The sequence below is a fragment of the Pseudomonas sp. 37 R 15 genome, from assembly GCF_900004865.1.
GTDB classification, from domain to species: domain Bacteria; phylum Pseudomonadota; class Gammaproteobacteria; order Pseudomonadales; family Pseudomonadaceae; genus Aquipseudomonas; species Aquipseudomonas fluorescens_AM.
On the sequence record NZ_CVTV01000030.1, the window covers coordinates 59,976 to 86,542 of the forward strand.

14 protein-coding genes are annotated in these 26,567 nt (G+C 66.4%); all 14 read right to left on the reverse strand.

What is annotated here, in order from left to right; translation table 11 throughout:
• Positions 1-97: 97 nt before the first annotated feature.
• Genes BFQ04_RS10310 through BFQ04_RS10375 form a run of 14 tightly spaced genes read right to left on the reverse strand, consistent with a single transcriptional unit; the run spans position 98 to position 26,333 of the window.
• Positions 98-1,471: an isochorismate synthase gene (locus BFQ04_RS10310; RefSeq protein WP_065950723.1), complete on the reverse strand. Its 1,374-nt coding sequence runs from the start codon at positions 1,469-1,471 to the stop codon at positions 98-100.
• Positions 1,468-1,776, reverse strand: a complete 309-nt coding sequence (locus BFQ04_RS10315; protein ID WP_065950724.1) for an isochorismate lyase — start codon at positions 1,774-1,776, stop codon at positions 1,468-1,470. Before BFQ04_RS10315 ends, BFQ04_RS10310 begins: the two co-directional genes overlap by 4 nt.
• The gene (locus BFQ04_RS10320; RefSeq protein WP_065950725.1) at positions 1,773-2,531 is read right to left on the reverse strand and encodes a thioesterase II family protein; all 759 of its coding nucleotides are present in this window, start codon (positions 2,529-2,531) and stop codon (positions 1,773-1,775) included. Before BFQ04_RS10320 ends, BFQ04_RS10315 begins: the two co-directional genes overlap by 4 nt.
• Positions 2,528-4,126 carry a (2,3-dihydroxybenzoyl)adenylate synthase gene (locus tag BFQ04_RS10325; RefSeq protein ID WP_065950726.1) on the reverse strand — a complete coding sequence of 533 codons (1,599 nt, stop codon included), beginning with the start codon at positions 4,124-4,126 and terminating at the stop codon, positions 2,528-2,530. Before BFQ04_RS10325 ends, BFQ04_RS10320 begins: the two co-directional genes overlap by 4 nt.
• Positions 4,119-4,838 (reverse strand): VOC family protein, encoded by a 720-nt coding sequence (locus tag BFQ04_RS10330; RefSeq protein ID WP_065950727.1) that lies wholly within the window; start codon positions 4,836-4,838, stop codon positions 4,119-4,121. The genes BFQ04_RS10325 and BFQ04_RS10330 overlap by 8 nt, the downstream gene beginning before the upstream one ends.
• Positions 4,835-6,034 (reverse strand): Gfo/Idh/MocA family oxidoreductase, encoded by a 1,200-nt coding sequence (locus BFQ04_RS10335; RefSeq protein ID WP_256544571.1) that lies wholly within the window; start codon positions 6,032-6,034, stop codon positions 4,835-4,837. Before BFQ04_RS10335 ends, BFQ04_RS10330 begins: the two co-directional genes overlap by 4 nt.
• The gene (locus BFQ04_RS10340; RefSeq protein ID WP_065950728.1) at positions 5,977-7,155 is read right to left on the reverse strand and encodes a cytochrome P450; all 1,179 of its coding nucleotides are present in this window, start codon (positions 7,153-7,155) and stop codon (positions 5,977-5,979) included. Before BFQ04_RS10340 ends, BFQ04_RS10335 begins: the two co-directional genes overlap by 58 nt.
• Entirely contained in the window at positions 7,152-8,822 is a 1,671-nt protein-coding gene (locus BFQ04_RS10345; protein ID WP_065950729.1) for a class I SAM-dependent methyltransferase, read from the reverse strand. Before BFQ04_RS10345 ends, BFQ04_RS10340 begins: the two co-directional genes overlap by 4 nt.
• On the reverse strand, positions 8,819-9,853 hold the full coding sequence (locus BFQ04_RS10350; protein ID WP_065950730.1) for a class I SAM-dependent methyltransferase: 1,035 nt from the start codon (positions 9,851-9,853) through the stop codon (positions 8,819-8,821). Before BFQ04_RS10350 ends, BFQ04_RS10345 begins: the two co-directional genes overlap by 4 nt.
• Positions 9,850-10,953 carry a saccharopine dehydrogenase NADP-binding domain-containing protein gene (locus tag BFQ04_RS10355; protein ID WP_065950731.1) on the reverse strand — a complete coding sequence of 368 codons (1,104 nt, stop codon included), beginning with the start codon at positions 10,951-10,953 and terminating at the stop codon, positions 9,850-9,852. Before BFQ04_RS10355 ends, BFQ04_RS10350 begins: the two co-directional genes overlap by 4 nt.
• Entirely contained in the window at positions 10,947-12,692 is a 1,746-nt protein-coding gene (locus tag BFQ04_RS10360; RefSeq protein WP_065950732.1) for an ABC transporter ATP-binding protein, read from the reverse strand. Before BFQ04_RS10360 ends, BFQ04_RS10355 begins: the two co-directional genes overlap by 7 nt.
• Positions 12,689-14,422 (reverse strand): ABC transporter ATP-binding protein, encoded by a 1,734-nt coding sequence (locus tag BFQ04_RS10365; protein ID WP_065950733.1) that lies wholly within the window; start codon positions 14,420-14,422, stop codon positions 12,689-12,691. Before BFQ04_RS10365 ends, BFQ04_RS10360 begins: the two co-directional genes overlap by 4 nt.
• Positions 14,419-19,875, reverse strand: a complete 5,457-nt coding sequence (locus tag BFQ04_RS10370) for a non-ribosomal peptide synthetase (protein WP_065950734.1) — start codon at positions 19,873-19,875, stop codon at positions 14,419-14,421. The genes BFQ04_RS10365 and BFQ04_RS10370 overlap by 4 nt, the downstream gene beginning before the upstream one ends.
• Positions 19,876-19,913: 38 nt before the next feature.
• Positions 19,914-26,333, reverse strand: a complete 6,420-nt coding sequence (locus BFQ04_RS10375; RefSeq protein WP_065950735.1) for a non-ribosomal peptide synthetase — start codon at positions 26,331-26,333, stop codon at positions 19,914-19,916.
• Between the last annotated feature and the right edge of the window lie 234 nt (positions 26,334-26,567).

Here is a 26,567-nt window from a genome sequence, read left to right on the forward strand (position 1 = left end):
GATGTAGGAGAAAATTCACTCAAGTTAGACAGGTGCTCCAAAAAGATTTGCGTAGTTATCGAATGGGGCATCGTTCAGTTGTAGCTAAACTTCGCTCCTACGTTTTTGATCTGCGTGGGAAGAGCAGTAATGCATGTTCCATGCTGGCAAGCTTGATTTGAGTTTCCTCATACTCATCGGCAGGCCAAGAGCCATGAACAATCCCGCACCCTGCGAACAAATGACAGTGTTGAGGGGTGATCAGCGCCGAACGCAGGGCTACCAGAAAATCTCCATTGCCCTTTGAGTCCAGCCAGCCCACGGGTGCCGCATACCAGCCGCGGTCAAAGCCTTCGTGGCGACGGATGAAGCTCATGGCTGTCGCTCTTGGCAAACCACCGACCGCCGGGGTCGGGTGCAGCGCCTGGATACCATCCAGCAAACGCTTGTCGGGGTTGAGTTGCGCTGCGATCGGCGTGCTCAGGTGCTGCACGGTGGCTAGTTTCAGCAGGCCGGGGCATGACGCGGCCTGGAGGTCGCTGACCTTGCCGTTCAAGGCCTGGGTGATGGTCTGCACCACCAGTTGGTGTTCATATTGTTCCTTGGGATCGGCCAGTAACCGTTCACCGATGGCGTGATCCTCGTCGGCGGTGATGCCACGTCGCGCACTGCCGGCCAGGGCGTGGGTGGTCAGGCGACCCTCCTGGCAACTGAGCAGTCGTTCGGGGGTGGCCCCCATGAAGCAATGCTCGCCACGGTGCAGCGCGAACAGATGGGACGCGTTGCGTCGTGCGTGCAGCCGCTGCATCACTGCACCACTGTTGAGGGCCGCGTCCAGCTGGTACTCGATATGCCGCGCCAACACCACTTTGTTCAAATCGCAGCGCCTAATGGCCTGCAACGCCGTATCGACCTTGGCCTGCCATTGGTGCGAAGGCAGCGCGTTGCGTTCGATGACGTCGGGCGCAGCGGTCGCCGAGGCGGGCGGGTTGAGCAGTTGCTCATAGGCGGCCAGGCTTTCGCGTGCCAGTGTGGCCGGATCGCTGTCGGGTTCGACCACACGCTGGCAACGCAGCCAGCGGCCGTTGGCATCCTCGCTGAGCAACCAATGGGCCAGTTGAAAACTGGCGTCAGCGAAGGCGGCCCAATGTGGCGCGCACGGCCGTTGTTCATCGAAGCGCATGCCGCCCAGCAGCAATGGTGCCTTGGGCCCGTCGATCACCGCGTCGGCGCACAGGGCGAACCATTGCCGGTCGACGTCGAGCATGCGCTGGGGGCCGCTGGCCTCGATCTGCCAGGCGCAGCCCAGGCCGAACAGTGTCAGGTCTGGCGAGTGCGCGCGCCAGAAGAAACCCTGCCGGTGGGCTTCGTAAAGGGCCAGGGCCTCCAGCGTCGGTGCAGGGTGTGAAGATACGGCGATGACTGGCCGTTGATACGCGACCGCACGCTGGTGCGCGGTCTGGAATACCTTGAGCAACGCGTCCAGGTTCATACCACCTTGCTCTTTTTCTGCAACCAGAAGGCGGTCTGCTCGGCGATGTACCAGTGGATGATCTGGTTGAACAACCCCTCGATAAACTCTCCGTCCAATCCAGCCTCCTGCGCCCATTGCCGACGTTGCGGCAGCATCGCCGCGACACGTTCCGGGGCGGCGATGCTGGCCTGGTCGGGCTTGAACGCGGAGGCGGCCTTGACGTACTGCATGCGCAGGCCGAGGGTCTCGATTATCTGCTGGTCGAGGCTGTCGATGGCTTCACGAATGTCCGAAAGGCCAGTGCAGTGTTCCGGGGTTTTCATACCGAGTCTCCCTGTAGGTAGGCAGTGCGTTGCAACAGGTGATGGATCACCGGTCGCGGCTGATGCTTGAGGTAAAAGTGGTCGCCGTCGAACAGGCGGATATCCGGGGTGTGGTTGCTGAGGTCAGCCCAGGCACGGGCCTGCTCAAGGCTCACTTCTGCGTCATCGCGGGCCAGCAGCACGTCGAGTGGCGCCGACAAGCGGGTAAGCTGCTGGGGGCGCCAGGTTTCGATGGCCTGGTAGTCGCTGCGCAGGGTTGGCAGGAACAACGCACGCAATTGGAGATTGGCCCACAGGCCGGCGGCGTCGGCGTCCTGGCGCAGGATGTCGGCGATCAGCGCGGCGTCGTCCTGGCGGTGCAGGTCACTGTCTGGTTGCCGGTGTGGCGGCGCGTGACCCGAGACGAACACATGGGCGGCGCCAGAGCCCGCCGCTTGCAGGCGCACTGCCACGGCGTAGGCGAGGGCGGCGCCCATGCTGTGGCCGAACAGCAGCAAAGGCCGGGCGGGCAACGTTTGCAGTGCTGCGCCAATGTGCCCGGCGAGACTATCCAGGCAGCGGATATGCGTTTCGTTGAAACGCTCTTCGCGTCCCGGAGATTGCACGGCCAGCAGGTCGATATCCCCCGGTAGGTGCGCCAGCCACGGACGGAAAAAACTCGCGCTGCCCCCGGCATGGGCCAGGCACACTAGGCGTGCCCGCGCCTGTTGGCTTTCTCGCAGCACACGCAGCCATGGCGATGCAGTGCCGCTCATAGCGCCAGCACCTGTTCTGCCAAGGCCTTGCGGTTGACCTTGCCGAGGCGCGTCAACGGGAACTCGCGCAGCACCTGCAAGCGATCTGGCAACTTGTAGGCGGCCAGCCCACGTTCGCGCAGCCAGGCGTTGATCGAGGCCAGGTCGGGTCGCTCGCCGTGGGCCAGCACACAGGCGCAGCTACGTTCGCCGAGCAAATCGTCGGCCAGCGCCACCAGCGCTACATCGCGAATCAACGGATGGCCGAGCAGCAGGTTCTCGATCTCTTCCACGGGGATTTTCTCGCCCCCGCGATTGATCACATCCTTGCTGCGACCCTCGACAATCAAATGCCCTTCGGGCAGGCGCCGCACCAGGTCGCCGCTGCGGTAAAAACCGTCGGCGGTAAACGCGCGCTGGTTCTGCTCGGCGGCGTTGTAATAGCCGCGAATGGTGTAAGGGCCGCGCACCAGCAATTCACCGACGGTGCCGGGGGCGACCGGCTGGTCGTCGGCGTCGACGATGCGGATCTCGTCGTCGGCGGTCAGCGGCAACCCCTGGGTGTCGAACACCCGCGCCTGCGGATCATCCAGTGGCGTGAAGCACAGCAAGCCCTCGGCCATGCCGTACACCTGTTGCAGGCCACAGCCCAAGACCGGGCGGATGCGTGCGGCGATCTCGGCCTTGAGCCGGGCGCCGCCGACCTGCAGCCATTGCAGGCTGCTCAGGTCGTCATCGGACCATTGCGCGACTTCCAGCCACAGCAACACCAGCGGTGGGATCAGGGCCGTGTGGGTGATGCGTTCGCGTTCGATCAGCTCAAAGGCGGTGTCCGGGCTCGGTTCCGGCGCCAACACCAGGGTAGCGCCGACACTGAACACGCCCAAAGCACCGGGAGAGGCGAGGGGGAAGTTGTGCGCCACCGGCAGTGCGGCGAGGTATCGGGTATCGGCATCGAACCCACACGCCTGGGCGGCCAGGCGCGCATTGCACGCGTAGTCGTCATGGGTGCGCGGAATCAGTTTGGGCAGGCCGGTGGTGCCGCCGGACAGCAGCAGCACCGCCACCTCCCGCGAATCCGGCGCAGGCAGTTCGCGCGGACTGGCCACGCACTGCGCCAGCGGCACGAATTCCTCGGCGGCACCGACCACCCACACCTGTTGCAGGCTCGGCACTTGCTCGCGCAGCGTGCGCGCCAACGGGCGATAGTCAAAGCCAAGATGCTGATCGACAATCACATAGGCCACTGCCTGGCTGAGGTGTGCCAGGTGCGCCAGTTCGTGTTCGCGATGGGCCGGCAGCGCAAACACCGGGATCACGCCCAGCGTCAGCAGGGCGAAGGTCAGGCTGAAGAATTCGGCGATATTCGGCAACTGCACCAGCACCCGCTGGCCAGCCACCAGCCCGCGCTCGGCAAGGCCGGCGGCCAGGCGGTCGGCCTCATGATCGAGCTCGGCGTAGCTCCAGCGCCGCGAGCCGTCTACCAGCGCCTCCTTGTCTGGCGTGCGCCGGACCTGCTCGCGCAGCAGTTCGCCCAAGGGCACGCCGCGCCAGTAGCCTTGCTCGCGGTAGCGGCGAATAAAGTCGTCGGGCCAGTCAGTGCATCCATCAAGCATGGCAATCTCCTTGGGCAGTCGGGCAGCCCAGCAACTGGGCACCGTGCAGATTCAGCGGGTGCGCAAGGCCGGTGACTTGCACCGCCTGTACGCCGGTGTGCATGGCCGGTTGCAGGCGCAGCAGCGGATCATCGCCAGCCAGCAGGTGAAGGGCGGCGTGATCGTCGGGGTGTACGCCCAAGTGAATCGCGGCCAACCCGGTAGCGCCATTGGGGTGGACCCTGTGCGCCGGGTGCTGGGACGGTGAGTAGGGCGTGACCAGGAACGGCAAGCGATCATGGCGCGGGTACACGAAACGAAAGCGCGTCTGACTGCCATCGACGCAGGTGCGCCGCCAATTCACCGTACGTCCCATGCTCACGCCGCAAGCCGCCAGGCCCTTGAGGCGTGGCGCCAGGACCGGGTCTTCGCACAGCAGGGCCAGGTCGCAGAAGCCTTCGCCCTGTGCGGCCCAACGCAACATGCGCCGCCCGGCCCCCCGGCCGGCCAGGCAGTCAATGGGCCACTTGAACAGCCAGGCATGGCGCGGCGTGGTCAGCAGTTCGATGATCGGCCCCTGGCTGAACCAGATGTGCGCGTGTTGTGCGCTGGCTTCAGCGGTGGCGTAAGTGACCTCGAAGCCGGCGGCGCGAAAATTCGCCACGGCCTGATGCAAGTCGCGCACCCACAGCAGCACATGGCTGCAGGCGGAAGAGGATAGGGCAGTGTTCAAAACGGGAGGGCTCCCAGCAGTTGGGCGGTGTCGTCACCGCAAGGGGGTTGTACGGCGTCGGCACGGGCATGGAGTTCGGCCAGTGACAGCGCACGCGGCACCCTGGGCTCGATCAGTTCGGGCATGCCGATCAGGCCGTTCATTTCGCGCCAGGCCATGGACACCTCGGTGGCCCACACGCCGCTGCGCAGGCGGCGTGCGGGGTCGTCGATGTCGCGACACAGTTCACCCAGCGCAAGGCTGACCGCGTCGGGCCAGAGCTGGTTGAACACCTGGTGGTAGCTCGCTGGAATCTGCGGGTCGAGCACCACCATTGTCGGGCCGGCCAGGCGTTCGCTGCCGGGGCCGGCCATGATCAGGCGGTCGGTGTTGTCCCGTGGGGCATGCAGGCGCGGGTTCCACAGCACCGGGCCATGGGTGTCGCCCAGGCTCAGCACGCCGGCTTCGCAGCCCACTTCGAGGCGATGCAACAGGAAGGAATGGTTGTCCGGATCCCGGGGGTGCACCTGGTTCTGGATGCGCAGGCTGATTGGCACCCCGTTGAAACTCGCGTTGAGCCGCGTGAAAGGCTGCGCCCCGACCCCGGCGGCAGGCGCTGCGAACACCCAGGGCCGCAGGCCACCGGCCAGGCGCCCGAGAATGTCCAGCAGCGGGTAGGCCACCTGGCTGTTGCAGGCCGCGTCTATGTACGCCAGCCCCTGCTGTTCGCGCAGGTACTCGGCCACGGCGAGAAAACGCCGGATCGCGAGGATATTCGGGTACAGCGTGTTCACCGCGTAGGCTGCCTGGCCTTGACGAGCGGCCTGCATGCACGCCGCGATTTCGCGGTGGTGCACCGGGTGTTCCTGCAGCACGTGGATGCCGCGTCGCAGCAGTTGCTGGGCCAGCTCGCTGCCGGCACCGCCTGTGGCGCCGGAGCGCACCACCACGCAGGCGATGTCGACGTCATCCGGTATTTGCTCCACCGCCTCGTACAACGGTACGCCGTAGTGCGCGGCGCAGGCGCGCGAGTAGGCATTGCCGCGTGACAGGATGCCCACCAGTTCATAGTCGGCCTGGGCGCGTGCCAGCGCTTGCAGGTAGATACGGCCAAACGCAGTGCCGGCGACGATCACGCGTTTGCGTGCAGTCGGGCGGCTCATGACCAGGTCACCGGCAGGCAGTGGGCGCCGCGAAAGAACGTCGCGGTTTTCCATTGCACGTCGCCACAGCGCTGCAGGCTGGGCAGGCGCACCACCAGGGCGTGCAGCGCCTCCTGCAATTCGACCCGCGCCAGGGCTGAGCCGATGCAGTGATGCAGGCCGTGCCCGAAGCCGAAATGGCCGCTGGCATCCCGTTGCAGGTCCAGCGCCTGTGGGTTTTCAAAGCGGGCCGGGTCATGGTTGGCGGCGCCGATCGAGGCGAACACCGCGTCGCCCTGGCGCACCAGGGTTTCACCGACCTGAATGTCTTCCAGCGCGTAGTGCACAAACATCGCCGCCGAGGCCAGCGGGATGTAGCGCAGCAGCTCTTCGACCGCCTGCGGTATCTGCTCGGGATCGGCCTTGAGCTGTTGCCACTGCGCGGGGTTGTCCAGCAGCACCTGGATAAAGTTGGGGATCTGCGAGGCACTGCCTTCGTAACCGGCGACCAGGATCGCAATGCACAACAGCAGCAATTGCTCCTCGTTGAGGGACTCGCCTTTTTCGTCGGCCTGGGTCAGGGCGGTCATGAAGTCATCCCGTGGCGCGCGTCGACGTTCGGCCACCAGGTCTTTGATGTACGCGGCCAGCTCGCCCAAGTGACGCTGGGTCTGATCCGCGTCTTCAGGGCGGGTCGACAGCAGGGAGTCGTTCCACACTTTGAAACGATCACGGTCCTGCACCGGCACACCCAGCAGCTCGCAGATCAGCGCCAGCGGTAACGGCAAGGCATAGTCGTTGACCAGATCGGCCGGCGGGCCGGCGGCGAGCATGCGGTCGATCAACTGATGGGCGTAGTCGCGGGCGTGGGGACGCAGGGCTTCGACGCGGCGGCGGGTGAAAGCCTGGGCGGCGCGCGAGCGGATTCGCGTGAGTTGCGGCGGATCCATCATCACGATGCCACCGGCGATGCGTGGGAAGGCACGCGGGCTATCGTCGCGGCGGAACGCTTCGCTGCGGCTGAAGCGCCGGTCGCCGAGCACCAGGCGTACGTCGTCATAGCGAGTGGCAAGCCAGGCGGGGGCGCCGATGGGCATCTGGATGCGCAACAGCCCCGGTGCCTGTTGGGCATGGCGATAGGGTTGCGCCAGCTTGAGGTCGGTGAAGCGGTTGAACGGGTAGGCCAGCGGGGTCATGGCAAGTCCTTGGCGGTGCTGAGGTCGGGCAAATGGTCGAGCAGCTCAAGCTGCAATTCGGGGTCTTCCAGGTGGGCCGCCAGTGCGGCGCGGCTCAGGCGTTGGGCCGGGACCTGGGCCACGAATACGCGATGGCCCAGGCGCGCCAGCGGGTGTGTGGCGGCGGGCAGGCTGCGGTTGCCGTGGAATCCGGCCCGCGCCAATGCGCTTTGCCACTGCGACAGGTCGAGGAAGGTGGCGCTGCTGAGCTGGCGTTCGTCGCTGGCCTGGTTGAGCATGAAAGCCTGGGAGGCCATCACCCAGAATTCCTCTTGGGTCGGTTCGCTGAACACCAGCCAGCCGCCCGGCTTGAGCAAGGCGAGCAGGGTGGCCAGGGACCGCTCGGTGTCGCGGGCTGCATTCAGTACGCCCCCGGCAACGATCAGGTCCCAGCTCTGGCTGGGGTAACCCTGGGCCAGGGCCGGGCGGTCGATATCGAACACGCCGTGACGCACCCATGGCCAGTCCTTGAGCCGCTCGGCGGCTTGCTCGCTGAAGTAGCGCGATACGTCAGTGCACAGATAGTCCACGCTGGCATTCGCCAAGGCGGGCAACACCGCTTGGGTGGTGGACCCGGTGCCCGCGCCGACTTCCAGCACGCGCAGCGGCACACCGGCCGGCTGGCGTGCGGCCCAGGCGCCGATCCAGTGCGCGACGGCGCGGTGCTGGTATTGCGCTGCGAGGCTCTCGCGGTACAGCGCCGCCGCACGTTCGGTGCGGCCTTCGGGAAACAGCAGGTGCACTGCCGCACACTCACCGCGCATCAACAACGGCAACTGCCGCGCATTTTCCCGCGCATAGTCGAGGGTGCCGCTGCCGCCTGTGTTGCGCGCCCACTCCACGCTCAACTGCGCCCAGATAGTTTCCAGGGCGATATCGTTCCAGGCAGTCGCGTCGAGGGTGGGCTGCAACCGATCGGCGACGCGTTGCAACAGGCCTTGGGACTGCAGCACATCCAGCCAGCGCACAATCAACGGCCGGTGACCAGGGGTAATGCCCGCCAGTGCCAGGCTGTGGGCCACGTCATTAAGCGGTGCCGGCAGCAACCCACACTGCTCAAGCCCATTGAGCATGGAGAGGAGCGCGGCGTGACCCAGTCGGTCATTAAGTCGCACCGCCTCCACCAGTTGCGCGGGTTCAAAGGCTTGGTCGAGGGCGGCCTCGGTTGCGGCCAGGTGATCATCCACCGGCCTACTCGGGCAGGGACGCGGCACCACGAACAGCGTCTGGCCGTGCAGGGCAACGGCACTGACTTGAGGATGGCCCAAAGCGCGCTCACGCCAGCGCTGATGCGCCAGCTTGACGCGGGCCAAGTCGTGCCATTGCTCCGTGAAACCTTGCACGCGGCAATCGAGTTGCGCCGCCGCACGCTCTGCGAGCTGCCAGTCACCCGGGCGGTGGCTGACGAACAGCACCTGTTGCAGGTGGCTCAAATCACTCAACGCCAATGCGGGGAAATCCAGCAGGCGCTCCAGCTGTTCGGCGCTCATCATCACCACAGCTGGGCGTTGGCGCTCAAGCAAGGCCAACAGCCGGGCCGGCGCCAATTGATGAACGCCCAGGTCGGTAAACGCAGGCAGTTGCCAGGGCGCAGTGGGCAGGTCGATCAGCAGGGTGTCGACGTTCATCGGGAAACTCCGGTGGCATGGAACAGACGTTGCCCGGCGGCGGCCAGCGGGTCGGTCGCCGCGGGCCACAGGTCGAGCAACTCAAAGCCCGCGACGTGCAAGGCCTGGCGCCAGACTTCGGGTGGCATGAACACCTCATCGGTGGTCCGTAGCGGCGCGCCGGCCGGCGGAGACAGCAACAGGTGCATGAAGGTCAGCATCGCCGGGTTGTCGGCGATGGATTCGCTGAACAGCAAGGTGCCGCCGTCGCGCAGGCAAGCGCGGATTCGCGCCAGGCTGCGCGGCAGGTCGCAGGCGTTGTGCAGCACGTTGCCGGCGATCACCAGGTCCTGGCTACGGGTCGCGATGCCTTGCGCGCTGAAGTCGCGGTCCAGGTCGAGCAGGCCCAATTGCATACCGGGCTCCAGGCGGAATGCGCGCTGAGCCGCGCCGGTGAACAGTGAGCTGATATCAGTGAAGCGATAAGCTTTTTCACGGTTCTCCAGGGCTGCCAGCACGGCACGCGTGGTACAGCCGGCCCCGCCGCCGAGCTCCAGCACCTGCAACACGTCGTCGGCGGCGCTGGCTTCCCGCGCACGGGCCGCGAGCGTCTGGTTGATCGCGGCGGTGAAGTGGTTGTGCTGGTACGCACCGAGTACCGCCACCGGGTCCCCGGCGAGCACCAGCAACGGCGCCAGGGCGATGCGGTCGCGCAGCAACTCGGGCAGGCACTCGATGACCTGGGCATGGAGTTGCGCCATGCTCGACGGGAACCCCAGCTCGGCATACAACCCTGGCAAATCGCCGATGGCGGCTTGAGGCGGCGTGCCATTCCAGGCCAACCGCTCGCCGTCTACCTGCACGGCTTCGGTACGCGACAACGCCGCGAGCCAGCGCCGCACGATCCAGGCGTGGCGCGGTGCGGTGCCGAGCGCTTGGTTAAGCTGTGCGGCGGTTCGCCAGACCTGCATCGGCAAGGCCTGTGTACGCAAGAGCACGTCGGCCATGACACCCAGGCTCAGTTGTTCCAGTGCGTTAAGGGCGGTATTCATAGGCAACCTTCTTCGGCGTGTTGCAGGTGTGCGAGTGGGTGGTCCAGCAGGGTCAGTGCGCGGATCGCCTGAGTGCGTTGCAGGCGCTCAAGGCTGGCGGCGGGCGGCAACGCGTACGCGGCGTCATGGCAGCCTGGGCGGATTTCGCCTTCGAGCACACTCACCACCGTGACTGCCGCCATGGCGCCGGTCAGAGGCGCATTGCCCGCGCCGCTGACGACCAAGCTGCGGGTGTACGCCTGGTCGTCGCAGAGGCCATCGAGTTGCAGCAACAACGTGACAAAGGAAGGCTGGCCACTGAGGTCCAGCTGGCTGGCCGTACATAAGCGTTGCACCGCTTCGGCACGCGACAGGCTGTGCGCCTGGTCGAGGACCTTGAGTACATGGCCGTCGGTCATCACGTTGAACCACTGGCCTGTTTCCAGGCGCAGGTCCCTGGCCAAGCGTTCGCCTTCCCGGTTCAGGTAGGGCAGCACATGCACCGGCCCGGGGAAACACGGCAGCAGCACGTCGCGCCTGCGTCGCAGTGTGCGGCTGCAACGGCCGTTGTGCCAGGCCGCCAAGGGCTCGCTGGTGCCGTCTACCGCCCCTTGCAGGAAGTCGTCGGCGGCGACTGCAGTGAAATGGTCACGCAGACCGAAATAGCTGTTCAGCCCCAGCACCCGTGTAAACCCCTGCAGCGCCAGCCAGCGTGGCAGCAAGCCGGTGAGGCCCGGTTGCAGACCCGCACCAAGCACCGCGCTGCGCCCGCGCCATAAAGCCGGGTCGAGCTGGATATCGCCCGCAGCGTCGACGTAAGGCGCATCGGCGTTCAAGGCGGCCTGCGCGACACGGTCCGCCACGCGCCAGGCGGGGCCGGCGCAGTTGAGCAAGACGTCGCAGCCACGGGCAAACCTGGCCAGGGCTGGCGTGTCGTTGAAATCCACGGCCGTCCATTGCAGGCGTGCTTCGGGCCATTGTTGCTGGAGCAGCGCCAGGCAGCGCGCGCCGTTGTGCGCGTCACGCCCGCCCAGGCGCAGGTCCTGCAGGCCCAGGCTTAACAAGGCCTGTGCGCTGGCCACGCCAACGTCGCCACTGGCGCCCAGCACCCCGATCAGCATGGCTTGGCCTGCGCATTCAGGCGCCAGCCACCGGCGCGCTGACGGTCATGCCAGAACCCGGCGTAACGACCGTTGAGGCTGAGCAGGTGCGCGTGGGTGCCTGACTCCACCAGGCGACCTTCGTCCAGGACCAGGATCTGGTCGGCGGCCATGATGGTCGGCAAACGATGGGCGATCACCAGCACGGTCGAGTGTTGCATCAGGCGTTGAATCGCGGCCTGTACAAAGGCTTCGTTGTGTGGGTCGAGCGCGGCGGTGGCTTCGTCCAGCAGCACGATGGGCGCACGCTTGAGCAAGGCGCGCGCCAGGGACACGCGTTGGCGCTCACCGCCGGACAACGATGCGCCACCTTCGCCCACCGGTGTGTTCCAGCCTTGCGGCAGGCGGGCGACGATTTCATCGACACCGGCCAGCCGTGCCGCTTCGGCGACGTCGCGGGCACTGGCGTCCGGGCTACCGACGCGGATATTCGCTTCCAGGCTGTCGTCGAACAGGTACACGTCCTGCATCACCAGCGACAGTTGCGCCATCAGCGCCGCGTTGGACAGCTCGCGCACGTCCACGCCGCCGACCTTGACGCTACCCGCCGTGGTATCGAAAAAACGCATCAACAGGCGGGTGACGGTGGTCTTGCCCGAGCCCGACGCGCCGACAATCGCGGTCATCGAATGCGCCGGTGCGCTGAAGGTCAGGTCGCGCAACACCGTCGGGCCACTCGGGTAGGCGAAGCTCACATGTTCGAAGGCCAGGCTGCCGGGCGCTGACAGGGGCAGGCTGACGGCGGGTTCGGGCAACGGCGGCTCACGCAGGATACTCACCAATTGATCCAGGTCGTTGCCGGCCATGCGCAACAGGCCGCTGCGTGCTGCGGCTTCGGCCAATGGCCCCACGAATCGTGCTGCCAGGGCGAGCAGGGCCACCAACTGGATCGCATCGATTTCACCATGAGCCGCCAGTGCAATGCCCACGCCGACCAGAAGCGCAAAGGCCAGCTGCACGGTCAAACCACCGGCGAGCAGCTTGGGAAAGGTCTGCGACAGCATCGAACCACCCGCCAGCTTTTGCGCCTGATTGGCCGCCTGTAACGGCGCGTAGCCGTCCTGGGTGCGGCCAAATGCGCGCAGCACTTGCTGATAGCGGGCGAACTCCACCACCCGGTTGCCAGCCAGTGTCGCGGCGGCTTCCACTCGCGCATCGTTGCTGCCGATGGCGGCGGCCGACCAGTGATGGGTGAAGTAGATCAGCGGCGCACACAACACAGCCGTCAGGCCCAGGCGCCAGTCGAACACGAACAGCGTCAGCGCCACGGTGGCCGGCACCACCACCCCCGACACCACCGGCCCCAGGTAATGGGCAAACAAACCGGTGACCATCAACGTACCGCTGGTAGCGCTGCGTGACAGACGCCCGACCTTTTCCGAGTTGAACCAGCCCAACGGCAGGCTGACCAGGTGCTGGCCGAGGCGATCATGCAAGGTCGTCAGCACCAGCAAGGCCAGGGCGAAGCCCTTCATGGCCTGCTGGTAATGGGCGATGCAGGTCAGCACCACCATGGCCGCCAGGCCCGCCAGCCAGGCGGTGGCCGTGGGCAGGTCGCCAGCGAACAACGCGTGCAGGATCGGCACCAGCAGCGCCACGGCGAGGCCTTGCAGCACGGCGCTGGTCACCAGCCACGCCAGGTAACGGTAGAGGCGCGGGGCATGGGCCGGGCCCAGTAAGGTCACAAGGCTGCGAATCACAGGGACATCTCCACGGCAGGGGTTTCGGTGCCGGCTCGCCACAGTCGGGCATAGGCGCCATTGGCGTTCAGCAGGTGTTCATGGCGGCCGCTTTCCAGCACGCGGCCCTGATCGAGGACGACGATCTGATCGACGCCGCTGATGCTCGCGAGGCGATGGGCAATCACCAGCACCGTGCGGCCACGTGCCAAGGCAGATAGCGCATCCTGGATCAATGCTTCGGACTCGGGATCGGCGTGGGAGGTGGCTTCATCGAGGATCAGCACTGGCGTGTCGGCCAGCAGCGTGCGGGCGATGGACACGCGCTGCGCCTCGCCGCCGGAGAAGATCGCATCGTCGCCGATCACCGATTGATAACCCCGGGGCAAGGCCTGGATACGCGCATGGATCTGCGCCGAGCGCGCTGCCGCCTCGACCTCTGCATCGCTGGCATCCGGGCGGCCCAGGCGCAGGTTGTCGGCGACGGTGCCGTGCACCAGTTGGGCGTCCTGCAACACGAAGCCCACGTGTTGATACAACTGGCGCGGATCGATCTCGCGCACATCGGCGCCGCCCACACAGATACGGCCGGCGTTGACGTCATGAAAACGCGGCACCAGCTTGGCCAGGGTCGACTTGCCGGCGCCGGACGCGCCGACCAATGCGGTCACGCTGCCGGCCGGGCAGTGCAGGTCGACGCCCTTGAGGATCAGGTGCTCGGCGTCGTAGCCGAACTGCACCTGTTCAAAGCGGATGTCGCTGCCCTGGGGTTGGACGCAGGCCTTGGGCGTAGGCAATTCCTCAACGTCCAGCAGCGCTTCGATGCGATCCGCTGCCGCCAGGGCCGTACGCTGGGCCGTGAGGCTCTGGTTGATCACCAGCAACGATTGCGGGATGACCACCGCCACTAGGGTTTCGGCGAACAGCTCCAGCGGTGTGATCCAACCGTGCGCCAGCAACAGGCTACCCACCCCCAGGCTCACCAGCAGGATCACCGGCACACTCAAGGCCATCGAGGAAAAGGCTTCCAGGCGCAGCAGCGGCTTGACCCAGCCGGCGTACTGCTCGCTGAACTGGTTGACCGCCTGCTGATAGCTACGGTGCGCCTGGCCGATCTGGCCGAACGCCTTGACCACGGCAATGCCGTGCACGAACTCGACAATGGCCGCGCTGACCCGGGTCATGCTCTTGTCCAGCAACTGCATCTTGGCGCCAAAACCGCGCATCATCAGGGTGTAGGCCACTGCGTAGATGGGCAGTGTCAGCACCGCCAGCAGCGCCAGCCGCCAGTTCAACGTCGCCAGCCACAGCAGGCCCGCCAGCGGCGTGACGATGGCTGCGGTGAGTTCCACCGCGTGGTGGGCGACCAGGTGGTGCAGGTCTTCGAGGTCGTCTTGCACCACCTTGCGCACGGCGCCGGAGGTGGTGTCGGTGTACCAGCCCAACGGCACGCGCCCGAGCTTGCGCACCATGGCTTCGCGCAGACTTGATTGCAGCCGGTGGTCAGCCACATGGGTCAACCACAGCGCCACGCCACTGGCCATCCACCCCACACTCAGGGCGATCACCACCAGCGCGGCCCACAGCCACAGGGTCTTGCTGTCGGCGCTGCCGGCCAACAGCAAGCGGCCCAGTTCGGTGAGGCCGATAAAGGGCACCAGGTTGACCAATGCGCCGAGGGCGGCGAACGCCACACCAAGACGGATGAGGCGATTGACTGGGCGTTTCAGGGTATCCAAGGCAGTGGTCATGAGTTTTTCCGAAGGGCCTCAAGCAGGTGCGCAGTAACGGTGTGGACGTGGGGCGGTTCGATCACGCTGAAGTGGTTGCCAGGCACGTCGATCAGCTCGAAGCGGCCCAGGCAGGCGTCTTCCCAGAACGGCGCGGCCAAATGCCCGACGCCGCCGGTAATGCCGAACGATTGCTGCTCCAGGCAGCGCAGGTAGGTCATGTTGCCGAGGAACGGCGGCGGGTCGAACCGCGCCGCCCGCATGCTGTGGCGGCACACACGAAACAGCGTCGGTACCAGTTCGGGGCCGATCGGCACCCCGGCCTGGCCCGAGGCCAGGCGTGCGTATTCGGCCAGGCGCTCCTCCTGGCTGCGCGCCGATTGCTGTTGGACCGCCAGCGCCAGCGCGTCCAGCCCCGGATCGCCGCTCAACGCCGCCATGGCCCCGGCCGGCACGCGGCGGTTGTCGCGCGCCATCAACAAGTCGATGGCGCGGTACACGTCGTAGTCTTCGATGTGCGCGCCGAACACGGTTTTCACTGGGTCCAGGTTCAGGTTGGGTACGAAGATCGCCTCGTAGGCCAGCTCTTCGTCGGTGTCGATGAACATCGGGATGCTGTCGATCAGGCTCAGGTCGACCACCTCCATGCCGCGTTCGAGCAAGCGCCGGGCAACCTCAGTGGCCAGCAGCCCGCCGAGGCAGTAGCCGATCAGCTGAAAACGTTGATGACCGTCGGCAATCAAGCGCTCGGCGTAGTCCTCGGCCACGCGCTCGATCAGGCGTTTGGGCTCCAGCGCCAGGTACTGTTCGGTGTCAGCCACGGCGAAGCCAATCACCGGACCGGCCTGCTGGTCGGCAAGGGCGCGGCCCAGGTGCTGGAAGTAATCCAGGGTGCCGAGAGCGGCGTGGAACATCACCCGGACCGGGCCGACGTCACCCCCGCCAAATGGCACCACCAGCGCGTTGCTGCTTGACGAGCGTTGCGCTTCACCGCTGGCGGCAATCGCGCCCGGCGTGGCTTCGCCCTGATTGAGCAAGCGCGCGAGGGCGGCGACATTCGGCTCGTTGAGCATCTGGCGCAGCAAGGTGTCGTAGCTCAGGCGTTGGGCCTGGGGCAGTTGCTCACGCAGTTGGCCAGCGACGCGGGCGAGGATCAGCGAGTCGGCGCCTTTTTCATAGAAGCTGTCCTCGACGCCGATCTGCGCCAGCCCCAGGGCGTCGGCCCACAGGCGGCACAACTCGGCGCTGAGCGGATCGCTCGGCGCTTCCTGGCTGCTGGAGGCCTGGGCATCGGCGGCAGGGCGCCAGCCGGCCAAGGTCTTGCGGTCGACCTTGCCATTGGCGGTCAGCGGCAAGCGGTCGAGTACCTGCAGGTGCGCTGGCAGCATGTAGTCCGGCAGGCGCTCGGCCAGGGCGCGGCGCAGGCTGTCGACACTCAGGCGCTGCACGCCGGCCTTGAAGCGCGCGGCGAATACCTGCATGCCGAGGGCGGCCAGCGGATGATCGGCCTGGGGCAGGGCAGGCAGGCATTCGCCACCGAAGGCCTTGACCCGCGCCCGCCAGATATCGGCGTCACGCAGGCCACTGCGGCCCTGGTCGTGGTCGCCATTGGCCGGCGTCATCATGAAGCCCTGTGTCAGCAGGATCGGCGGCCATTCGCCGGTCGGTTCGCTGAACACCAGCCAGCCGCCAGGGCTGAGCAACTCGGTGATCTGGCCGAGGGCATTGTCGATGTCCTTGACGCTGTTGAGCATGCCCGCACACAGCACGATATCCACGCTGTTGCTGGCCAAACCCTGGGGGCGGATGTCCTGGTCGATGTCCAACACGCCATAGCGCACCCAGGCCTGTTCAGCAAAGCGTTGCTTGGCCGCCGGCAGGAAAAACGCCGTCATGTCGGTAAACAGGTAGTCGACTTCCAGCCCATCGAGCAGGCCGATGACCGGCGCGCTGGTAGCGCCAGTACCCGCGCCGATTTCGAGGATGCGCAGCGGGCCGTCGCCTTGATGGTGGGTGGCCAGGCGGTTGATCAGCGCCGCGATGCTGTGGTTGTTGTAGCGCGACACGGCATCCCCGCCGTACAGCTGCAAGGCCAAGTCCAGTTGGCCTTGGGGGAACAGCAAGTCGAACGGGTTGACCTCGCCCTTGAGCAACTGCGGCAATTGCCACACATGGTTGAGCTGGTAGTCGAGCAGCGCCTGGCTGCACAGCCCCGAGGCGACCGCTTGTTCCACCCGGCCCCACGCCAGCGCCGGGTTGGGCGCGGGTTGCGCCAGGCGGTAGTGCGAGTAGGTGTAGTGCAGCAGACCAGCCTCGCACAGCGCGCCCAACCAGCGGCGAACCAGCCAATGGTGGCGCGGCTCGGCCTGCAAGGCGTGCAGGATTGTGGCGGCGTCCGGTTCGGCCCGTTCGCCGCTGAACAGTCCGGCCTTGAGCAACACCTCCAGCATCGAACTCAATGCGGCGGCACTCAGGTCAGCCTGGTACTCGCGCACCTGTTGCGCATCGAAACTGCCCACCTGGCTGTCGGCATAACGTTTGACCGCCGTGAGCAACGGCGCGCCTGGCAGCGGCTCGGGTTCGGCGCGTGCGGCGGTGACGAACGCCAAGAGGTCGCCACTGACCAGGCTCACCGCACTGTCCACGCCAGGGGTGGCGAGCAGTGCGGCCTCGACCTCACCGAGTTCCACCCGATGGCCGCGGATTTTCACCTGGCCGTCTTCACGGCCCAGGAATTCCAGTTCACCCCCCGGCAAATAGCGGCCACGGTCACCGGTGCGGTACAGGCGCTGACCGTCGAGCGGGTGAGCAAAGAAACGTGCGTCGCTCAATGTCGGATCGCCCAGGTAGCCCTGGGCCAGGCCGACACCGGTGATATACAGGTCACCCGGCACCCAGGTCGGCGCATCGCGCCAGTGGCTGTCGAGTACCCGAAAGCCCTGGTTGGCCAGCGGCAGGCCGTAGGGAATGCTGCGCCACGCCGGGTCGATGGCGCCGATGGGGTGCAGGTTCGACCAGATCGAGGCTTCGGTGGCGCCGCCCAGGCCCACCAGTTTCAGGTTGGGCAGCAACGCCAGGAGTTGCGGTGGCAGGTTCAGCGGGATCCAGTCACCGGACAGCAAGGCCAGGCGCAGACTGTCCAGTGGGCGGGGTTCGGCGTGCAGGTAGTCGGCGAGCATGTGCAGTTGTGCCGGCACTGAGTTCCACAGCGTGACCTGATGACGCTGCACCAGTTCGGCCCAGTGCGACGGGTCGGCGCCACGTGCCGGGTCGGGCAGCACCAGGGTTGCGCCCATGGCGAGGGGCCCGAACAGGTCATACACCGACAGGTCGAAACTCAACTGCGCCAGGCCCAGTACGCGGTCATCGGCGTTGACGTCGAAGCGTCGGTTGATGTCTTGCACGGTATTGAGCGCGGCGCGATGGCTGATCATCACGCCCTTGGGTTCGCCGGTGGAACCGGAGGTGTAGATCACGTAGGCGAGGTCATCGGGGCCGCCCTCGATCAGCTCGAAATCCGCGCCCGCCGAGGGCAACCGGTCTACGGCGTGCCATTGCAATGTCTCGGGCAACGGCGTGTTCGGCTGCGCCAGGGAATGCCCCAGCACATGCCGCACCTTGGCGCTTAGCAGTACGCGGTCGCGGCGTGCGACCGGGGCGTTGCTGTCCAGGGGCAGATAGGCCGCGCCGGCGAGCAACACGCCGTAGGCCGCCACCACCTGGTCGAGACCCTTGGGCATCAGGATCGCCACCGGTTCCTGCGCGTCGCACCCGGCCTCACGCAGGGTGGCGGCCACGGCCAGTGCGCGTTCGGCAAGGGCGGCGTAGGTCAGGCTGCCACTGGCATCGATCACCGCCAGGGCGTGAGGATGTTCCCAAGCCATGGCCAGCAGACCGTCATGCAGGCGACCGGTGGGCAACGGGGCGGCGGTGGCATTCGCCGCCAGGCGTTCACGCTGTTGCCAGGCCGGCAGCGGCACTTGCACCGGATGTTCCCAGGCGGCCGGATCAAGGGCGAGCAACTGCAGTTCGGCGACAAAGGCCTGTTGCATGTCGTCCACCAGGCCGTCGGGGAATACGCCTTGGCGCACGTCCCAATGGATGTGCAGACCGTTGGCGTCATCCATCACTTGGCAATCGAGGGTGACCTGCGGCGTCTGGGTGATGCCGTGGCCCACCCGGCGTTGACTGGCCGGCGATGCCTCGATCCCCAGGCCGATGGCGCTGGTGAAGACCACCGGCATGGCCGCCGCTTCACGCCCACGACGGCGACCGATTTCGCGCATGACCTGGATGCCGGAAAATAGCCGGTGCTCCAGGTCGGCAAACAACTGGCTGCCCAACTGGCGTGCCTGGGCGGTGAAGTCCAGCCCTTCGGGATCGTTGACCTGCAACAGGCTGACCGAGGTGAAGTCGCCCACCAGGCGATCCACCTGCGGGTGCAGTGGCAGGCGGTTGAGCAATGTCAGGTTGAGGCTGAAGGCAGGCTGCTGGCTCCAGCGCTGCAACGTGGCGACGTAGGCCGCCAGCACAACGATGGATGGGGTAAGACCGCGTTCGCTGGCAGCGCTTTTCAGGGCGGCCCATGGCTGCGACTCAAGCTGCGCCGAGTTCCGTTGGAAACGGGGCACGCGGGTGTCTTCGCCGCTCAGGGGCGTCGGCAGTTGTGGGGCGGCGGGCAATGCGTCGATGCGGGCCAGCCAGTAGTCACGGTCACGTTGGTGGCGGCTGCCTTCGAGCAAACTGCGCTCGGCCAGTAGATAGTCGCGGAAGGTGATGTCCAGGGCTGGCAACGTTGCCAGTGGATCCTGTAGCAACAGCTCCAGCTCATTGAACAGCAGCTGCGCGCTGGCCCAGTCGGCAATCAGGGAGTCCATGGAGAAGTGCAGTGTGTCGCCGTTGTCGCTGCGGCTCATACGCAGTTCGAACAGCGGCCAGACCTCGGTGGGGTAGAGCTTCTGCTCCATGGCCTGGCGAATCTGTTGCACCGCGTGCTGGTGCTGCTCGCGGGTGGCGCCACGCAGATCGGCGATGGCCAGAGGATAGTGGTCGACGGCGGGCAGCACACGCTGCGAACCTTCGCTGGCGATCACCGCTCGCAGCATGTCGTGGCGGGCGATCAGGCGGTTCCAGGCCTGTTCCACCTGCTGCGGGTCCAGGGTTGGCCAGCTCAGTTCCAGGTAGCCATGGCAGGCGACATTGCCGTAGCCGAAGGACGATTGGCGGCCCAGCAGGTAGGCATTCTGCACATCGGTGAGGGGGAAGGGCGTGTGGTGCTGCGCCGGATCGGCCTGCACGAGCGGGCGTTCCTGTGTCTCCAGCAGATGCAGGATCTGTTGCTTGTGTTCGCGCAGTTGCGCCAGGCGTTCGGTGTCGAGCAGGCCCTGGGGCGCGCGGAATTTCAGTTGGCCATCCTGGGGCCAGAGTTCGACGCCCAGGGACTTGAGTTCGCTTAGCAGTTTGGCGGCGGGCATGGGGACAGCTCCTGGAAAAAAGGGTGGTTGCGCGGGCATCAGATAACGCCTTCTTCAACGGTGTGCGGGGTGGGTAGGCGTTCGAGGGTCTGCGCCACTTCCAGCAGACTGGCGGCACCGAATAACTGGCCCATGGGCAGTTCCACGCCCAGACGGCTGCGCAGCATTTCGAGAAAGCGCGTGGCCAGCAGGCTGTCGCCGCCCAGGCGGAAAAAGTTGTCGTGGCGCGAGACGCTCGGCACCTTGAGCAAGTGCTGCCAGAGCTCGGCGAGCTCCTGTTCGCCGGCGCTCAGTGGTTGCTCATCCATCGCGTCCCGTGGCTGGGCAGCGGCGCTCAAGGGAGCGAGCAGCGCACGGCGGTCGACCTTGCCATTGCTGCTCAAGGGCAGGCGTTCCAGCACCAGGATCTGTTCCGGGCGCATGTAGGCCGGCAGGCACTGCTCCAGATGCTGTGCGAGCACCTCGACGCAGGTGCTGGCCGTAACGGCGGCCATCAGTCGGTGGTCGGCGACCAGCGCCACGGCGCTGTTCACACAGGGGTGACGCGCCAGGGCGGCTTCGATTTCGCCCAGTTCGATGCGATGGCCACGGACCTTCACCTGGCTGTCGGCGCGCCCGAGAAACTCCAACAGGCCATCGGGGTGGTAGCGGCCGAGGTCACCGGTGCGGTACCAGCCATCGACAAATCGCTCGGCATTCAGCTGCGGCGCGTGGCGATAACCACGCGCGACGCCGGCACCGCCGATCCACAGTTCCCCCGTGACCCAGTCCGGGCAGTCACGGCCCAGGGCATCGACTACCCTGTAGGCCTGGTTGGCCAGCGGCACGCCGTAGGGGATCGAACGCCAGCCCGGCATTGCCTGGCGTACTTCAAAGTGGTTCGACCAGATCGCCGCTTCGGTCGCACCGCCGAGGGCGATAAAGCGGCAACCGTGGACCTGCTCTTGCAGGCGTTGCGGCAGATCAAGGCCTATCCAGTCGCCGGACAGCAGAGCGACCCTCAGGTCCAGGGGCTGGCGGTCTTGAGCGTTGGCTTCCAGCAGCATGTCGAGCAGCGCCGGCACGCTGTTCCACAGGGTCACGCGGTGCTGTTGCAATGCCTTGAGCCAGGCGCGGGCATCGCGGCGCTGGTCTTCGTCGATCAGCACCACCGCGGCGCCCACCGAGAGCAGGCCGAACAGGTCATACACCGACAAGTCGAAGTCCAGCGCCGACAGTGCCAGGCCCCGGTCGGCGGCTTGGACGCCATAACAGCGGTTGATCTCGGCCACGGTATTCATCGCCGCGCGGTGGGTGATTTCCACGCCCTTGGGCTGGCCGGTGGAGCCGGAGGTGTAGATTACATAGGCCAGTTCACCCGCTGCGAGAGGCCGTGGCGCCGCCAGCGGTTCGGCCTTCAACGCGGTGGAGGGCTTGAGGTGTTTGACGCCGGGCAGTTGCGGGTCGTGCTCGGCGAGTATCAGGGTCACGCCGGCCTGTTGCAGGATGCGCTGGCAGCGCTGCAATGGCTGATCGACACCCACCGGCAGATAGGCGGCGCCGGCCGCCAGAATGCCCAGCACACAGGCTACCTGCTGCGGCCCTTTGGCCAGGGACACGGCCACCAGGTCGCCGGGTGCGACACCTGCGTCGATCAGACTGTGGGCGATACGCAGCGCGCGGTCGGCCAGTTCGCCGTACTTCAGCGTGCCGTGTTCACCCCATAACAAGGCGGGGCGCTGCGGAGCGTGGCGCGCCTGTTCAAAGAAACCCTGGTGCAGCGTCGGGTCGCCCGGCACGCAGTCGACCGGGGCGTTGAGTTGGGCACGCCGCTGCGCTTGGGCCTGGGGCAGCAGGTCGGGTGGCGCGCTGTCCCAGGTGTGCTCGGCCAACCAGTTGAGGCTCTGCAGGTAAGCGTCGAACATCGCTTCAACCAGGCCTTCGGGAAACAGGCCGACCACACGGTCCCAGTTAAGGGCAATGCCACCGTTGGCTTCGACGACCTGGTGGTCGAGCCACACTTGCGGGGTTTGTGTCAGGCCGAACACTTGGTGGGCAAACGGGCCGTCCACCGGCGCCGCCGTGCCATCCGGGACGCCCAGGGCGCTGGTGAACACCACCGGCATGCTCACCTGTTGCTCGCCATTGCCCCGGGCCAGCTGGCGCAGCAGGCTGACCGAACCCACGCAGCGATGCTCCAACGCCTCGCCCAGGGATTGTTGCGTACGCCGTGCACGGTCAACCCAGCGATCACCCGCCACGGGCACATACCCGAGCAGGGTCAGCGATGTGAAGTCGCCCATTACCTGGTCGATCTGAGGGTGTACGGGGCGGCGATCGAACAGTGTGAGGTTGAGGCTCAGGTCCGGGCGTGCACTCCAGCGGCCGAGGGTTTCGGCAAAAGCGCAGAGCAGTACCGCCGAGGCGGTGAGCCCCTGTTGCTGGGCCTTGGACAGGATCGCTTGCCAGGCGCTGGCATCAATCTGCCCTTGCAGGCGTTCAAAGCGTGGTCGGCCCAGGCTGGCGGGGTCGGCGGCCAGCGGCAACTGCGGATGCGGCGGCAATTCGGGCAGGCGTTCCTGCCAGAAGCGCTGCGCGGCGTGCAGCTCTTCAGGTGCTGCGGCGCACTGCAGTTGGTAATCGCGAAACGACAGATCCAACGGGGCCAGCGCTATGTCGGGCTCGCGGTACAACGCATCGAGTTCGGTGTAGAAACGCAGGATGCTCAGGGCGTCGAGGATCAAATTGTCCAGGCTGATCGCCAGGCGTGTGTGCCGGCCGTGGGGCACCGTTTGCACATCGAACAGCGGCCATTGGTGAGGGGCGAACACGCGATGGGCACAGTGTTCACGCAGCTCTTCCAGGCTGGCGTGGCCCTGGCCGATCACGAAGGCCGGCACTTGTTGCAGGATGCGCGCCTGGCCACTGTGATCGAACACAGCGCGCAGCATTTCGTGGCGTTCGATCAAGCACTGCAAGGCGTGTTGCAGGCGTGGCAGGTCAAGGTCCTCGACGTCGTATTCACGGTAGAAGTGGCAACTCACGCCCCCCAGCACCAGGCTGGGGTCGCGGCCCAGCCAATAGGCCTGCTGCACCTCAGTCATAGGGAAGGGCGCGTGGCGTTGCGCCAGATCTGCAACAACGGTGTGTGCGGGTTCGGCCTGTGCCTGTTGATGCAGGTCGACACAAAACTGCGCCAGTACCGGCTTGGCAAAAACCTGGGCGATACGTGCACCGCCCAGCCCTTGTTCGGCGAGCAGGCGCACCAGGCGGGTGGCGCTCAGGGAGTCGCCGCCCAGGGCAAAGAAGCTGTGTTCGCGGCACACCTCACCACAGCCAAGCAACTGCTGCCAGGCGCGGGCCACCTGTTGTTCGATAACGCCGCAGGGCGCCGTCAGGTTGGCCTGCTGCACCGGGCTATGCTCGGCAAGCCACGCGTGCAAGGCCTTGCGGTCGACCTTGCCGTTGCCGGTCAAGGGCAGCTGCGCGCAGCCAAGGATCAGCGAGGGAATCATATACGCCGGCAGGCGCTCGGCCAGACCCGGCAGGTCGATCTGCACAGGCTGCATGGCGTCGTGCGCCAGACGGACCACCGCCGCCAATTGCTGGCCGGTCAGCAACACGACCGCGTGCTCCACGCCTGGGCAGGCCAGCAGCGCCTGCTCGACTTCGCCGGCCTCGATGCGGTAGCCATGTAGCTTGAGCTGAAAGTCGCTACGCCCGAGGAACTCCACAGTGCCGTCGGGGTGGTAGCGCGCCCGGTCGCCTGTGCGGTACCAGCGCAGGCCTTGATAATCGACAAAACGTGCGGCGCTGCGTACGCGGTCGCCGCGATAACCCTGGGCCACCCCGGCGCCGCCGATCCACAGCTCCCCGGCCACCCAGTCCGGGCAGTCATGGCCCTGGTGGTCGACGATGCGCAGGCTGACGTTGTCCAGCGGTTTGCCGTAAGGCAGGCAGTGCCAAGCCAATGGCTGGCCGGGTAGGGCTTCGAACAGCGTCGAGTGGATCGCCGCTTCGGTGGCGCCGCCCAAGGCCATGAAGCGACAGCCCGGCGCCTGGGCCCACAACCGTGGCGCCAGGTCCGGGGCGACTTTGTCACCGCCGAGCAACACCGCACGCAGCGGCAGGCGCGCGTCGGCCGGGGCGCAACCGAGCAACATGTCCAGCAACGCCGGCACGCAGTTGAGCACGCTGGCGCGGTGCTGCAAGGCCAGTTCACGCCAGCGCGGGGCATCGCGCTGCGCTTCGGGCTCGATGCCAATCACCGCCGCGCCGGTGGACAGCGCAGCAAACAGGTCGAACACCGACAGGTCGAACTCCAGCGCAGAGAGCGCGAGGATGCGGTCATCGGCGGTCAGTTGGAGGCGTCGTTGCAGGTCTTCCACCGTGTTGGCGGCGGCCAGGTGGCTGATTTCCACGCCCTTGGGTTCGCCAGTGGAACCGGAGGTATAGAGGATGTAGGCCAGGTCGCTGACCGCACCGGGCCGGGGCGCGTCCAGCGCGGGGCCCGCAGGTGGCAGGGCCTTGAGCAGCAACCGCGCATCTGAGCTTTCGCAGATTTTCTGGCAGCGTGCGTCGGGCTGGTCGATGCCGATCGGCAGGTACGTGGCGCTGCAGGCGAGGATGCCCAGTACCGCGATGACTTGCTCGGGGCCCTTGGGCAGTTGCAGCGCCACGACATCGCCGCGCTGGATGCCTTGGTCTTCCAGGTACGCTGCAACTTGCAGGGCCCGCTCGGCCAGCTCGCCATAGCCGATGACGGTAGAGTGGCCCTGCAGCAGCGCGGGCAAGGTGGGCGTCAGGCGTGCCTGGGCAAAAAAAGCCTCATGCAGGCGCTTGACGGGCAGGGCAGCAGGCTGGCCTTGCATGGTTTGGCGCAGGGCCAGTTGCTCGGCGGGGATCAGCGCAGGCGGTGCCTGATGCCAGGCGTCCGGGTCAAAACACAGGCGTTGCAGCAGGTCGGTATAGGCCTTGAACACGCCATCCAGCACACCGTCGGCGAACAGCCCTTCACGCGCATCGAGGTTGACCAGGATGCCGCCGTCCAGCTCGGTGACTTGCGCATCGAGCCACACCTGCGGGCCTTGGGAAATGATCCAGGCCGGCTGGCCGAAGCTGGCCTGTACGCCCTCGGCGAACAGCTCACCCAGGCCCAGTGCGCTGGTGTATACAACGGGAGCCAGCACTTGTTCACCGCGTTGGCGGGACAGTTCACGCAACACCTCCAGGCCGGAAAACGCGCTGTGTGCGACATCGCTGTGGAAGCGGCGTTGCAGGGTGGTGGCGCGTGCGGCAAACGTGCCGGCGACCCGGCCGTCCCAGGCCAGCAGGATCGACGAAGTGAAATCCCCGACCAGGCGATCAACGTCGGCATGCAGCGGCGTGCGGTTGAATAGCGGTAGGTTGAGCAGCAACTCGGGTGTATCGCACCAAGCACCAAGAGCTTCACTGAACACCGCCGCCAACGCCATGGCCGGCGTGAGCCCATGCTCCCGCGCCTGGCGTTCGAATGCCTGGCGTTCTGACGGCGGCAGCCAATGGTGACGGCGGCAGACCTGGCGGTCATCGCCCTGGGGCTTGATCGGCAGGCTCGGCGCACCGGGCAATTGATCGAGGCGCTGCAACCAGTAGTCGCGCGCCTGTTGGTGACGATCCCGCTGCTCGGTGCTGGCCTGCTCCTGGCGCAGGTCAGCCAGGTAGCGGGCAAAGGTGTAGTCCAGCGCGGGTAGGGGATGTTGGCGGTACAACAGCACCAGGTCGCCGAGCAGGGTGCGCAGGCTCAAGGCATCGGCGGCGAGCATGTCGAGGTTCAGGTGCAGGCGGGTGCCGTCGGGCAACAACGACAGCTGGATATCCAGCACCTGGCCTTGCTCCACGGCCAACTTGCGATGGGACAGCTCGGCGCGCAAGGCTGCCATCCGTTGTTGCACCTGTTCGGCGCCGGCCTGGCGCAGGTCATGCACCGTGAGCCCCGGCCACGGGCTGTGCGCGAGGACCAACTGGCGGCCGTCATCGAGAAACTGCGCCCGCAACATCGGGTGCCGCGCGAGCAGGGCACGCACCGCGGCTTCCAACCGTATCGGGTCAACGTCGTGGCCATCGAACTCGTTATAGAAGTGCGCGGCCACGCCACCCAGCGCTTGGCCAGGGGCGCGACCGATCCAGTAAGCGTGCTGCATCGGCGCCAGTTCAAACGGCAGCCCGTCATCGGTAGCAGCGCTGACCGGCGCGGGGGCCGTGGGGGCGGTGTCAAGCAGGGCCAGCCAGCTACATAGGCGCGGGTCCGCCACCAAGTCGGCGAAACGCGCGGCCAGGCCCTGGCGCCGCCATTGGCCGGCAAGACGGATCAGGGTGACGGAGTCCAGGCCCCATTCGATCAGGTTGGCCTCCAGGGGCACCTGGTCGGCGGGCAGTCCAAGGGCGTCGGACAGGGATTGGCGCAGCAGTGTTGCGGTTGAGGTGCTGGGAGTGGCCATGGCTCAACGTCTTCTCATCGCTAGGGCCCGGGCCGGGGTTGGCCCAGGCGCTGGGGGCAGGCAAATGCATGGGGGAGATGCTAGTCATTCTCATTTTGGCGACTACCCGGATCGAATCGTTTTTGCCCCGTATCCGTTTGCCCAGTGCCGATTGCACGGGCGCAGTTGCGGGACATGGCGCCGATACGCCGCGCGATGCGGTTGGAAAATGACTTGAATCGGGTAGAGCCCGGC

Bases quoted from the DNA above. Each gene is read 5' to 3' on its own strand.
- BFQ04_RS10375 (WP_065950735.1), bottom strand. From the start codon at position 26,333: ATGGCCACTCCCAGCACCTCAACCGCAACACTGCTGCGCCAATCCCTG.
- BFQ04_RS10345 (WP_065950729.1), bottom strand. From the start codon at position 8,822: ATGAACGTCGACACCCTGCTGATCGACCTGCCCACTGCGCCCTGGCAA.
- BFQ04_RS10350 (WP_065950730.1), bottom strand. From the start codon at position 9,853: ATGAATACCGCCCTTAACGCACTGGAACAACTGAGCCTGGGTGTCATG.
- BFQ04_RS10325 (WP_065950726.1), bottom strand. From the start codon at position 4,126: ATGCTTGATGGATGCACTGACTGGCCCGACGACTTTATTCGCCGCTAC.
- BFQ04_RS10365 (WP_065950733.1), bottom strand. From the start codon at position 14,422: ATGACCACTGCCTTGGATACCCTGAAACGCCCAGTCAATCGCCTCATC.
- BFQ04_RS10310 (WP_065950723.1), bottom strand. From the start codon at position 1,471: ATGAACCTGGACGCGTTGCTCAAGGTATTCCAGACCGCGCACCAGCGT.
- BFQ04_RS10370 (WP_065950734.1), bottom strand. From the start codon at position 19,875: ATGCCCGCCGCCAAACTGCTAAGCGAACTCAAGTCCCTGGGCGTCGAA.
- BFQ04_RS10320 (WP_065950725.1), bottom strand. From the start codon at position 2,531: ATGAGCGGCACTGCATCGCCATGGCTGCGTGTGCTGCGAGAAAGCCAA.
- BFQ04_RS10340 (WP_065950728.1), bottom strand. From the start codon at position 7,155: ATGACCCCGCTGGCCTACCCGTTCAACCGCTTCACCGACCTCAAGCTG.
- BFQ04_RS10335 (WP_256544571.1), bottom strand. From the start codon at position 6,034: ATGGAAAACCGCGACGTTCTTTCGCGGCGCCCACTGCCTGCCGGTGAC.
- BFQ04_RS10355 (WP_065950731.1), bottom strand. From the start codon at position 10,953: ATGCTGATCGGGGTGCTGGGCGCCAGTGGCGACGTTGGCGTGGCCAGC.
- BFQ04_RS10315 (WP_065950724.1), bottom strand. From the start codon at position 1,776: ATGAAAACCCCGGAACACTGCACTGGCCTTTCGGACATTCGTGAAGCC.